General features: G+C 33.0%; 9 protein-coding genes. 6 read left to right on the top strand and 3 right to left on the bottom strand.

Annotated elements, in window-relative coordinates; translation table 11 throughout:
* Positions 1 to 149: 149 nt before the first annotated feature.
* Together QRE67_RS23075 and cdaS are read right to left on the bottom strand one after the other, a co-directional pair.
* Positions 150 to 515 carry a hypothetical protein gene (locus QRE67_RS23075; protein WP_286122485.1) on the bottom strand — a complete coding sequence of 122 codons (366 nt, stop codon included), beginning with the start codon at positions 513 to 515 and terminating at the stop codon, positions 150 to 152.
* A 114-nt stretch (positions 516 to 629) separates the two neighbouring features.
* Entirely contained in the window at positions 630 to 1,238 is a 609-nt protein-coding gene (gene cdaS, locus QRE67_RS23070) for a sporulation-specific diadenylate cyclase CdaS (protein ID WP_286122484.1), read from the bottom strand.
* Positions 1,239 to 1,450: 212 nt separating this feature from the next.
* Here cdaS and QRE67_RS23065 point away from each other — a divergent pair, with 212 nt between their 5' ends.
* From QRE67_RS23065 to QRE67_RS23040, 6 genes are all read left to right on the top strand, one after another.
* Positions 1,451 to 3,178, top strand: a complete 1,728-nt coding sequence (locus QRE67_RS23065; RefSeq protein ID WP_286122483.1) for a phospho-sugar mutase — start codon at positions 1,451 to 1,453, stop codon at positions 3,176 to 3,178.
* An 812-nt stretch (positions 3,179 to 3,990) separates the two neighbouring features.
* A complete protein-coding gene (gene galU / locus QRE67_RS23060) occupies positions 3,991 to 4,881 on the top strand; it encodes a UTP--glucose-1-phosphate uridylyltransferase GalU (protein WP_286122482.1) in 891 nt (296 codons plus the stop codon).
* 137 nt (positions 4,882 to 5,018) lie between these two features.
* Positions 5,019 to 6,026 (top strand): glycosyltransferase family 2 protein, encoded by a 1,008-nt coding sequence (locus QRE67_RS23055; RefSeq protein WP_286122481.1) that lies wholly within the window; start codon positions 5,019 to 5,021, stop codon positions 6,024 to 6,026.
* A gap of 12 nt (positions 6,027 to 6,038) precedes the next feature.
* Entirely contained in the window at positions 6,039 to 6,461 is a 423-nt protein-coding gene (locus QRE67_RS23050; RefSeq protein WP_286122480.1) for a GtrA family protein, read from the top strand.
* A gap of 93 nt (positions 6,462 to 6,554) precedes the next feature.
* The gene (locus QRE67_RS23045) at positions 6,555 to 9,227 is read left to right on the top strand and encodes a YfhO family protein (protein WP_286122479.1); all 2,673 of its coding nucleotides are present in this window, start codon (positions 6,555 to 6,557) and stop codon (positions 9,225 to 9,227) included.
* A gap of 119 nt (positions 9,228 to 9,346) precedes the next feature.
* Complete coding sequence (locus QRE67_RS23040) at positions 9,347 to 11,902, top strand: YfhO family protein (protein WP_286122478.1); 2,556 nt, start codon at positions 9,347 to 9,349, stop codon at positions 11,900 to 11,902.
* Between the two features lie 24 nt (positions 11,903 to 11,926).
* On the opposite strand, the gene QRE67_RS23035 is transcribed toward QRE67_RS23040, so the two are convergent.
* Complete coding sequence (locus tag QRE67_RS23035; protein WP_286122477.1) at positions 11,927 to 13,303, bottom strand: O-antigen ligase family protein; 1,377 nt, start codon at positions 13,301 to 13,303, stop codon at positions 11,927 to 11,929.
* Positions 13,304 to 13,312: the final 9 nt, after the last annotated feature.

Here is a 13,312-nt window from a genome sequence, read left to right as displayed (position 1 = left end):
CATTTTTTTGGAAATGTATCACAATTAATAATGATATCAAAAAAACGGATGAATAGCACATTAATTTTTCGGAATGCTCAGCCCCTAGCTGTTTGTAAAATGAACAAAAAGAGGCTGATCTATAAAAAAATTATAGAGCAGCCTCTTTCTTATTCTGTTTTACTATAACCGACAATTTCATTTGTATCTATATCAACATATACTTCAACATTTTTTGGTGCATTTGTATCAGAAGGGAAATGAACGAGATAGACTGTTTTTCCCTCATAAGCCTCATTCGTTTGATGACTATTATGTTTATGCAAAATAGTTTTCGTCATAGTGGCATTTTCCCAATCTCCAATAATATTTTGCTTTTCTTGATTTGATAATTGATTCCATACTTCTTTTTTGACACTTTTTTCTTCTTCATGCGTTTGAGATGAAGAGTTTTTCGATAAGTTTGGATCGATACAGCCTGTAAATATAAACAAAGTAAAGAGTATCGTAATGAATAGATAGAATATGTTTTTCAATATATATCGCCCCTCTATCTCCAATAATGTACAATATTCGATTTTAAAATTAGGAATACCTGTTTTATTTATAAAGGACTACAAAAGTGATGATTGATATGTTTTTGGATTATGCTATAGCATAAAGGTATACAATGTTCCAGCTAGCGCAAAAGATGTTTTTCCAGTTTCTTCAGATACGATAAGGACGAGAGCATCGCTTACTTCAGATAGTCCGATTGCTGCACGGTGACGTGTTCCTAGTTTTCTGTCAGTTACTGAAGCTTGTTGTGATAAGGGCAGAATGTTCGCTGCTGATATAATATGGTTATCTTTCACAAGAACAGCTCCATCATGGAGAGGGTTTCCAGGATAAAAAATAGATTCTAGCAAAGGAACGGTTAAATGAGCGCTGAGCTGTATCCCTGATTGAATAAATGGTTTGAGTGATTGTTCTCTTTCCACGGCAATTAGTGCACCGTGTCTTTTCTTCGATAAATGCTGAATTGCTGTTAGTAAATGAATGTAACAGTTTGTATAGGGAGATAAGTATGTTTTGACATAGTAAGAAGCGGTTGTTGCTTGAATATGGAGTAACATTTTTTGGATATCTTCAACTTTACATAAAATACATTCATCATTGTGATCTAATGCAATTTTCATACTTTGAAGAGCATGTGCAATGTCTTCAATTGTTTCTTGTATATGCTGCTTCATTGTTGTTGTTAGCGCCCATTCTTGCATTGTATTCACCCTGTTTAAAAATATATTTGTTACGTATAGTTTTTCGTTTCATGTAGAAAGTATGCGTAAAGGAAGAGATACGTTTATAAAAAAGAGCAGTAAAGTATTGCCAAATGAAAAAGTAATCTTTTGTGAAAATATAAAAGGGTATTGAGGAAAGCGCTATTTTTTTCATATAATGAGATTATGTTTGACCGAGAGGAGAGTTTTAAATGGAATGGAAAACAGAATATGAACGTTGGAACAACTTTGCTGATTTAGATGCGGAGTTAAAGCAACAACTAGAAGAAATGAAGACGGATCAAAAGAAAATTGAGGATAGCTTTTATAAAAATTTAGAGTTTGGTACAGGTGGTATGCGTGGTGAGCTTGGTGCAGGAACGAACCGTTTAAATTTATATACGGTACGTAAAGCAACAGAAGGTTTAGCACAGTTTATTGAAAAACAAGGTGAAGAAGCAAAAGCACGTGGTGTTGTAGTTGCATATGATTCTCGTCATAAATCGCCAGAATTTGCGATGGAGGTAGCAGCGACACTTGGTGCTCACGGTATTAAAACATATGTATTTGAAAGTTTACGTCCAACACCAGTGCTTTCATTTGCAGTTCGTTATTTACATACATATAGTGGAATCGTTCTTACAGCGAGCCATAATCCGCCAGAATATAATGGTTATAAAGTGTATGGAGAAGATGGCGGACAGCTCCCACCAAAAGAAGCAGATGAATTAATTTCTTATGTAAACGCTGTAAGTGATGAATTAGTAGTAGAAGTTGCTGATATTGAGCAATTAAAGCAAAATGGTTTACTACAAATTATCGGACAAGATGTAGATGATGCATACTTAGAACAATTAAAAACAGTTATCATCGATCAAGAATTAGTGCAAGAGGTAGGGGGAGATTTGAAAATTGTCTTTACACCTCTACACGGAACATCTAACATTCCAGCTCGTCGCGGCTTAGAAACAGTTGGATTCACAAATGTAACGGTTGTACAAGAACAAGAAAAGCCAGATCCAAACTTTTCTACTGTGAAATCACCAAATCCAGAAGAGCATGCTGCTTTTGAATTAGCAATTCGTTACGGTGAAGAAATTAATGCGGATGTTCTAATTGCAACAGATCCAGATGCAGATCGTCTTGGTGTTGCAGTACGAAATCATGCTGGTGAATATCAAGTATTAACAGGAAATCAAACAGGTGCTTTAATGCTGGATTACTTATTGTCTCAAAAGAAAGAAATAGGTATTTTACCAGCAAACGGTGTTGTGTTAAAAACAATCGTTACTTCAGAATTAGGACGTACAATTGCAAAAACTTACGGGTTAGATACAATTGATACATTAACTGGATTTAAGTTTATCGGTGAAAAGATTAAACAATATGAAGAAAGTGGCGAATACGCATTCCAATTCGGCTATGAAGAAAGCTATGGTTATTTAATTCGCTCGTTCTGCCGTGATAAAGATGCTATTCAATCTGTATTGTTTGCATGTGAAGTAGCAGCATATTACAAATCACAAGGTAAAACATTATATGATGGATTAATTGAAGTATTTGAGAAGTATGGATATTTCCGTGAAGGACTTGTTTCATTAACATTAAAAGGAAAAGATGGTGCAGAGCAAATTCAAAATATGATGACATCTTTCCGCGAAGAACGACCAGTTGAAGTAGCTGGTTTAAAAGTTACAATTGCAGAAGATTATAAAGCGAGCGTTAGAACAAAAGTAGCAGAAGCAACAACCGAAGAAATCTACTTACCAAAATCAAACGTATTAAAATATTATCTTGAGGATGGATCTTGGTTCTGCCTACGTCCATCTGGTACAGAACCAAAAATTAAATTTTACTTTGGTGTACAAGGAAACTCTTTACAACATAGTGAAGAAAAACTTGAAAACATTAAAAATAACGTGATGGATCGCGTTCAATAAGAACGAAGAAGGTGTCTCAAAAGTAGTTAAATTACTACTTTGGGACACCTTTATTAATAATAGGAAAAGAAAATGCTTCTTAATATAATGTAATTATAAAAAACAAACAGGTTATTTTTTAATGAATAATCATATAATTATTTTTGTTAATTAATCTTTTTATTATGGTTAAAGTAACCAGTACTATATAAATACAAATTAAAAACCGACATAAAACCCTTCTTTTTAGGTGGGAGAGAGCATTCGGCCATGCATAAAAGCGGTCAGATCCTTTTCCTGCCCCATGCCAAGTAAAAACAAAGAGAGAAAACGAGTGCAGGTCACCTTTTGTTATCCATAGCCGTGGCTATATGTCGAAAAATCAAAATGGATTTATATATTCTAATCGATAGGTTTAAGCCTAAACGAAAAGAGAATATTTTATGACAATTCGTCTTCAAAATTTAATTGTTTTAGGTGTATTAATTGGTATTTTAAACGTTTTCGTACTTAAGTAATTGAAGCAATTAAGAGATGGATGTACAAAGAAGGAAACGTACAATGGCTATAAATAAGAGCCCTTGACGAATAAAGAGGCAATCATGTAGAATTTGTAGGAAGTATCATTCGTAGTAAGTGAAGAGAGTAACATGTTAATAAATAAGATGATACTTAGATTAATAGATGTATAATATAAGAAGTTGTGTTTTTTCGTAAGGGAATGTCTTGTATGAAGAATAAAAAGAATCCAATAAATATGGATGAGCAGGGCAAATTAAAAAATAATATTTGATAAGTGCACATATACGCCAATAAAGAAAGAGGTAATAAGCATGAAAAAAGTTAGAAAAGCCATTATTCCAGCTGCTGGTCTTGGAACGCGTTTTTTACCGGCAACGAAAGCAATGCCTAAAGAAATGTTACCAATTGTTGATAAGCCAACAATTCAATATATCGTTGAAGAAGCTGTAGCTGCTGGTATTGAGGATATCATTATTGTTACAGGAAAAGGAAAGCGTGCAATTGAAGATCATTTTGATAACGCTTTTGAATTAGAGCAAAACTTATTAGAGAAGAAAAAGTATGAGTTACTTGAAAAAGTACAAGCTTCTTCTAAAATGGTTGATATTCACTACATTCGTCAAAAAGAACCAAAAGGTTTAGGACATGCAGTATGGTGTGCTCGTAAGTTCATTGGTGATGAGCCATTTGCTGTGCTACTTGGAGATGACATCGTGCAAGCGGAAAAACCTTGTTTAAAGCAGCTTATTGATGAGTATGAACATACACTTTCATCTGTAATTGGTGTTCAAACGGTTCCTGAAGATGAAACACACCGCTATGGTATTATCGATCCATTAGAAAAAGATGGACGTCGTTATCAAGTAAAACAATTTGTTGAAAAACCAGTTCAAGGGACAGCACCTTCAAACTTAGCAATTATGGGACGTTACGTATTAACACCAGAAATCTTCCGCTTTTTAGAAGAACAACACATTGGTGCTGGCGGTGAAATTCAATTAACAGATGCAATTCAACAGTTAAATGAAATTCAACGTGTATTCGCTTATGACTTTGAAGGAAAACGTTATGATGTTGGTGAGAAACTTGGTTTCATTCAAACAACAATTGAAATGGCGTTACAACATAAAGAGTTAAAAGATGATTTATTAACAATTATGCAAAACCTTGTGAAAGAACAAGCAGAAGCAATTAAAAATTAATCTTTTATATATGTAAGATTAGACATAGTGCATTGGAGAAAGAGGTATTCTAAGAAAAGCATCCAATTTACTATGTCTAATCTGTGCTTGTGAATTGTTCTTTGCATAGTAGTTTTAATAAGAAAGGAGTACCTTCTTTGAAGACCATTACAATTTTAGTACCGGCATATAATGAGGAAGAAGTATTAGAGCAATTATATAGTCGGTTAACAGGAGTATTTCAGGGAATTTCAAATTATAACTTTGAAATTTTGTTTGTCAACGATGGAAGTAAAGATCGTACATTAGATATAATTAAAGAGTTTAGAGCAAATGATAATCGTATTTCTTATGTCGATTTATCTCGAAATTTTGGGAAAGAGACAGCGATGATTGCAGGACTCGATCATGCGATAGGGGATGCAGTAATTATCATTGATGCTGACTTACAAGATCCGCCAGAATTAATCCCTGAGATGATTAAGTACTGGGAGCAAGGCTATGATGATATTTACGCAAAAAGGCGTTCTCGTGCGGGGGAATCTTGGGCGAAAAAATGGACGGCTGGTAAATTCTACGGCTTATTAAAGAAAACAACAAGAATTCCAATTCAAGAAAATACAGGTGATTTTCGTTTACTAGACCGCCGTTGCGTGGAAGCGTTAAGAAAAATTCGTGAAACGCAGCGTTATACAAAAGGAATGTTTAGCTGGATTGGTTATAATAAAAAGGAAATTTTATTTGATCGTGATCCACGTGCAGCAGGTGAGACAAAATGGAATTACTTTAAATTAATTGATCTTGCGATTGAAGGAATTACCTCCTTCACTACAGCTCCGTTACGTCTTGCATCATTTGTAGGATTTACCGTATCCTTTGGTGCATTTTGCTTTATGATTTGGATTATCGTTAAGACGCTTATGTATGGTGAATCAGTAAGTGGATATCCATCTATGATGACAGCGATTCTATTCCTAGGTGGCGTACAGCTAATTTCCATCGGGATTATTGGTGAATATTTAGGACGAATCTTTAACGAAACAAAGCAGCGTCCACTATACTTTGTAGATGAGTATAATGACGATAAAGTAACAAATTTAGATGACGATAAAAAAATAGCAAAATTATATAGCGTAGAAGATCATAAAGTAAAATCAAATCACTAGGGGAGTAGAAACGTGAATAATAAAGCGAAGGAACTCTTTAACTATTTACTTTTCGGTGGTTTAACAACACTGGTCAACATTGTAACGTATTTCGTTTGTACAACGTTAGCTGGAATGGATTACAAAATTGCAACGACAATTGCATGGATTGTATCTGTTTTGTTTGCGTATATTACAAATAAAAAGTATGTATTTAACAGTCAACAAACAAGTTTTGCTCATATGATGAAAGAAATGTTCTATTTTATGGGCTTCCGCGTCTTATCTTATTTTATTGATATTTTCTCTATGATAGCACTAGTTGAATGGTTAAGTGTTAATGATTTAGTATCTAAGATAATTGCAAATGTTATCGTTGTGGTTGTTAACTACTTTGCAAGTAAGTATATAATTTTCAAAAAGAAGCCTGATGTAAAAGAAGGCCAAAATGTATAAAAAACAAATGGCTGGGCTTCGTGCCGGCTTTTGTTTTTTATATATCAATTTTTTATACCTAAAAATGAAATAGGAATGATTTGGAGGATTAGAATGCAACAGCTGTTAGACCTATTTAAAAAGAAAAAATTTTTGTATGCAGTAGCCTTTTTCCTTCCTTTTTCCATTTATGGTGTAATTCTTGCATTGCTTGGTGTTGCTCCGTTTGGACAAAAGTCAATTTTAGTGACTGACTTACACTCGCAATATGTACAGTTTTACACATACTTATATGATGTTTTAAAAAATGGAAAAAGCATATTATATAGTTGGGAAGGTGGAATGGGACTAAACTTCATTGGTGTATTTGCTTACTATTTAGCTAGTCCTTTTTCAATTATAATTCTCTTGTTTGACCGTGCTCATATTCCAGAAGCAATTGTACTTATGACATTGCTAAAAGTAGGATTAGCTGGTTTAACAATGACATATTACTTAAGTAGTATGATGAAGCGTCGTGACGTAACCATCGTACTATTTTCAACATTTTATGCATTAATGTCATTTGTAACAGTATATTCTTTCTGTGTAATGTGGTTAGATGGCATTTACTTATTACCGCTTATTATGCTTGGTATTGAGAGGTTATTAACTTCTAGAAAGTATGGATTATTTATTTTTAGCTTAGCTCTTACGTTTATCTCCAACTTCTATATTTCATATATGGTTGGAATTTTTACGTTTATTTATTTTGTAGCACGTTATTGTGTACTATATGATGTTCGTAATGTAAAGCTACTGCTTCAGAAGTTTATGTGGTTTTGCATTGGGACAGGTTTAGCAGTTTCGATGTCCGCGTTCATAACGCTACCAACGTATATGGATTTAAAGAGTAATTTTGTAGAGCGTGCGAAAATACCATTTTCTACAGCATTTAATTTTGATCCAGTTGATTTTTATAGTCGCTTCTTCAATGGGATTATTGATACAACGGTAAATGGAATGCCAAATGTTTATGCTGGTGTGTTGACGGTTTTACTTGTTCCATTGTTCTTTATAACAAAGAAAATTTCATTAAAAGAAAAAATTGTATATGGAGCAATACTGTTGTTCCTAGTTCTTTCTTTTGAAATACCATTTTTAAATATTGCATGGCATGGTTTTGAGCCACCAACAAATTTCCCATATCGTTATTCGTTTGTATTCTCTTTTGTACTTATTTATGTAGCCGCTCGAACATTCTACATCTTCGAGGAAGAGTTATTGCCGACATTAAAAAAAGTTGTATTCTTTAATTTATTCATGATTATTTTACTCGGGAAAGTAGCACCATCATATATGCAATCCAATAAGATGATGGTAAATATCTTTTTCGTTGTTGTTTATGCGCTATTATTATATGCAAAGGTTAGAGTAAAGAAGAACAAGGCTTTAGTATCCTTTGCTTTAATCGCTGTAGTAAGCTTAGATGTTGCGCTTAACACAGTATATATGGTAAAGCTAATGGGCTATGAATACGGTTATATTAATCGCCAAGAATATGCATCTCCATATCCAAAGTATGAAGAAACGATTCAGAAAGTAGCAGAAAAAGATAAAGGTCTCTATCGTATGGAAACGACAAGAGGTGTTACATGGAATGATGCCTTGCGCTTTGGATATAAAGGTGTGACGCATTTTAATTCCGTAGCAAACGGACACTTAAACTTATATATGCAAGATTTAGGATACGGTTATTTAGAAGCATTAATTTTACAAAATGGTAAAGGGATTGTTTCAACTGATGCCTTGCTTGGCATGAAATATATGATTTCAGATCAGCCATTAAACAAATACGGATGGTCAGAAATAGATCGTGTTGGAAGTAATTATGTGTATGAGAATAAAAATGCTCTGCCATTTGGATATATGGTAAATAAAAATGAATTTGATACAAAAGGAAAAGATAAGTTGAAAGTTCAGAAAATCAACTATACAAATTCTTTTGAAGAACAAAATAAATTCATTGGCAAATTAGAAGGAACAGATGTTGACTATTATAAGCCACTTGAACCAAGCTCTCTAGAGTATAATAACTTGACTGTTGTAGAGAGTGAAAAAACGAAGAAAGAATTAGCTGCCGAAAAGAAAAAAATGGCTCGTACAAACCAAAAGCCAATTGAATTGATAAAACAACAAGAGGGAAAAACAGCTAGCATTAAATATGTATTTGATGTAAAAGGAAAGCAGCAGCTGTATACGAAGTTACGTGTAGAACCTACTGATGTTACAAAAGTATACGTAAATGGACAATCACTTGGTAAGAAATTTACTGAATATCCTCGTTACTATTGGAACAACGGTATTTTGGATCTAGGTTATTTTGAAAATGAAAAAGTAGAAGTAGAAATAAAGGTAGATCGTCAGTCGGTGGAGATAGAACAACAATTATTCTATGGGCTTGATGTAGAATTATTTGACCAACGAGTGAATGAATTAAAACAACAACCATTTGACGTAACGAACTACACAAGTCGCAGTGTAGCAGGAAAAATTGATGTAAAAGAAAATGATTTTCTTTTCTTATCTATCCCATATGATAAAGGGTGGAAAGCAACAGTTGATGGAAAAGATGCAAAGCTACTGAAATTAAATGATGCATTCCTTGGGTTAGAATTATCAAAAGGAACACATACAATTGAATTGAAGTATACATCTCCAGGATTTATAGTAGGATCCATCATTTCTGTTATTAGCTTCCTTGCAACGATGATGTTTGGGTTTATCATGCGGAAGAAGAGGAAGTAATGTTGTAAGAAAATCCTCTCTAAGTAGGAATAACAGAACCTACTTTGAGAGGATTTTTATATATTCGTTTGCGCGAATTAATAGTAGTATATATGAATAAATTAAAGTGGGGGCGTAAGATGATGAAAATATTAAGGGGTTTATATGGTATTCTTTTCTTCTTAGTTCCATTTGGAATATTGCTTACCAGTTATGCTTTGTTTGGTGTGTATCCATTTGGAGAATATTCAGTGCTAATTAGCGATTTGAATACACAGTATGTTCAATTTTATACTTATTTGCACAGCGTATTTACAGAAGGAAGGAGTTTACAGTACACAATTGAATTAGGTGGAGGTAGTAACTTTATTGGAACGTTCGCCTATTACTTATCAAGTCCATTCTCTGTTCTTCTGTATTTCTTTAATAAGGAGAGTATTCCAGAATTTATTTTTCTGATTACACTTTTAAAAGTAGGGTTTGCAGGTGTAACGTGTGGTTGGCTTTTACGTTATTTAGTAGGGAAAGAGCACAAAGGTTTATTATTGTTTTCTACAGCTTATGCATTGTCTGGTTACGTGATGGCATATTCGTTTCATGTAATGTGGCTAGATGGTATTGTACTATTACCTGTGATTTTAGTAGGTGTTGAAAAACTCCTACAAAATCGAAATATTATTTTCTTTACCATCTCCTTAGCAATTATGTTTATTGCCAACTTCTATATTTCGTTTATGCTAGGAATTTTTACATTCCTTTATTTTATGATTCGTCTTTTCTCAAACTATGATATGAAAAATATTAAAGAATGGGGTAAATATTTTATCTTATTCTGCATTGGAACAGGGCTAGCAGCAGGAATGGGAGCTTGCATTATCCTTCCGACTTATGAGGCTTTAAAAAATAGTCCGTATAGTGTTAATTCAATGCCTTTTACATTCGAATGGAACTTAGATTTATTCGTTTTTTATTGGAAATTGTTATCTGGAGGATATGATTCAAGTTTATTTGGTGCCCCTAATGTATATGTATCGACACTCGTATTGGTGTTATTACCTCTCTATTTTGTAAATCAAGAAATTAAGAAAAAAGAAAAGTTTCTATTTCTATTTATATTTCTATTTTTAATTTGCAGTTTTGCAATTCCATTTTTAAATCTAGCGTGGCATGGAAATAAACCACCAAATGCATATCCACATCGTTTTGCATTTGCTTTTGTTATGTTAGTTATTGTAATGGCAGCACGTGTGTTTCAACAGATGAATCGCAAGTATATTATGCCGTTATGGATTTTTTATGTAATACACCTTATTTTATTGTATAGCTTGTCTGTGAAAGATTATGAAGCAATTCATAATGATATTTTAATTATAAATGCTTTGTTTATCACGATTATTACTGTTGTGCTACATATTAGAATGATAAAGCCGACATTGTCTAAATTAACAACAGGTGTGTTATTGGTTTGTTTAATATTTGATATTGGTTTAAATACAAGTACTTATATTCGTGGGCTACATAAAGAAATGAAATATGCCAAACGTGAAGAGTATCAAATAAACAAAGAAACTAAAAAGGCAATTCAATATGTAAATAGAGTCAATACAGAGAACATGCGTGTAAGTTCTAAATATTTCCGAACGTTAAATGATTCGCTACAATATAATTATCCATCTTTCCAGACTTTCAATTCAATGGCAAATGGTGGTTTCCATCGTTTCTTAAAGAAAACTGGATATTCCACATCTCCAGACTTTTTAGTAGCAAATAATCATGGTGATACATTATTATTGGATGCTATTTTGAAGATTGGTTATAAGCTTGAAGATGGAAGTGTCCCGAAATATGGATATGAGAAAATCAAACAATTTAATTTTGTGAATGTATTCCAAAATAAAAATACTGTTCCATTTGGCTATGCAATTGAACAGCCACCTTCTGAGGATGAAGAAAATCCTTTCATTTTACAAGAGAAATTAATTGGTGTAAAAGAAGGAACGCTATTTAAAGAATTAGCTGAGCCAAAGATTACCTTGAAAAATATGGTTGTTGCTTCACAAGCAGAGGGGAAATATGAAAGAGTAAATAAATCAGCCCCTGGGTATATTACCATTCAAGTAAATGTTCCAAAAGAATTGCAATTATATGGATTAGCTGAAGGAATTCAAGACTGGAAAGAGATATCAGTAAATGATCACTATACTTCTTATTTGCCGCCAAAATCAGAAAAAACATTAATTGATTTTGGATATTTTCCTTCAAAAGGTTTAGTAACAATGAAGATACAGGTTGAAAATGAAGATGTCTTTACATTGAAAAAGTTAAGATTATATGGATTAGATATTGAAGAATTCAATCAGACAATAGCTGATCTGCAAAAAACTACAATGAAGGTTACTGAAAATACAGGGACAATGATTAAGGGAAGTATTCAATTAAAGAAAGATGCAACATTTGTATTTCCAATTCCTTATGATCAGGGATGGAAAGTTACCGTTGATGGGAAAGAAAAAACAATGGAGAAAGTTGCTGATGGGCTGTTAGGTGTTAAAGCCGCAGAAGGGAAGCATGAAATTGTGCTCACATTCGAGTCGTCAGGTTTAAAAATAGGTACGATTATTTCAATCATAAGTGTTATTCTTACAGGATTACTTATGGTTTGGCAAATTAAAGTATTTAGAAAGAAAGCGAAATAAAACGCAAAAAAGCTACTGAAAATATCAGTAGCTTTTTTGCATTCTCGGACATAAATATCCAACTGTCAAAAAGAAATACATCATAAACGGAGCAATTTCTAAAATGTTATAAAATGCACTACCAACAATGGCTCCAACCATTAAATAGAGTAGTAAGGGAGAAAGTTCATGCCCGTTACGATATTTCCACAGAATTGATAATACTCCAAAGACGAAGGTGAAGATAAGAATTGTTCCGACTATACCTGTTTCAGCAAGAATTTGAATGTACTGGTTATCGGAATAAAAATTCCATGTAATTTTATATTGTTCATAAATTGGTGATGAATATGTTTGAGTTGCTGCATCCCCAAATGTTCCAAAGCCATATCCAGTAATCGGTTTATCTTGGAAAATTTCCAGTGCTTTTTTTACATAATAAATACGTCCATCTTCCTTACTTAGTTCAACAGTTTCCTTTGATAATGCTTCTGAAAAGCGCTTAGATCCGATAGATTCTCCTTCTAAATAGTTTGTCATTTTAGATATACCAGTGGCGCATAGAAAGGAAATAAGAACGATAGTGAGTAACGATTTCCAATGCGATATGCCTCGATGTATAACGATATAGAGAATTAAAAAAATGATAATTATTAAAAATGCCCCGCGTGAATATGTTAACCATAAAGTTGTTGCTATAAGTGTAAGGCCTGTATAGATCAAATATTTCATTTGTTTTGAGGTATTTCGCAACAAATATAGCGAAACTAAAAAAGCTAACGTCAAGTAAAGCGCTAATTCATTTGGACCGCCTATCATCCCATATATACGGATTTTATTGGTTGGAGCTAGTACAAGCTCTTTCCATGCTTCTGGAAGCCCTATACTTCGTAATGATAGCTTTTCAACTAAACCATGTATTGAAATGATAGTGGAAGTGATAAAAGTAATTTGTGCAAAAAATAATAAATCGTCATTATGAAAAGAAATACGGGTCGCAATATAGAATACAAAATAAAATAATAGAAGGGTATGCAATTGCATCATAATTGCCATAAGTGAAACATCATTAACAAAGCCGAGAATCGCACCAAATAAGCAAAATAAAAAATAGGCGATTTCAAAGTAATGAAATGAGAATAATTTTGAAATACTATGGCGATATTGTAAAAATAATTTGCATAATAAAGAAATAATAATGAGAAGACCAATAAATTTTAGTCCAGCATTATAGACAACAAGAAAGGGACGCATCGGAATAAATAATAGTAAATAAGCAATACCGAGCTTTTCATCTCGAAAAGCAGAAACTGCTAATACAACTGAAATGAATAGCCCGGTATAAGGTGATGAAAAGAATAATCCTAATGTAACGAAGAAAACGCTTAGTGCTATATAATGAAATCGAGTTAGATGTGTCATATCGAATCT

It is taken from the genome of Bacillus sp. DX3.1 (genome assembly GCF_030292155.1).
In the GTDB taxonomy this organism is placed as follows: Bacteria; Bacillota; Bacilli; order Bacillales; family Bacillaceae_G; genus Bacillus_A.
Note: the sequence above shows the minus strand (reverse complement) of the source record. Positions and strands in the feature narration are given on the sequence as shown.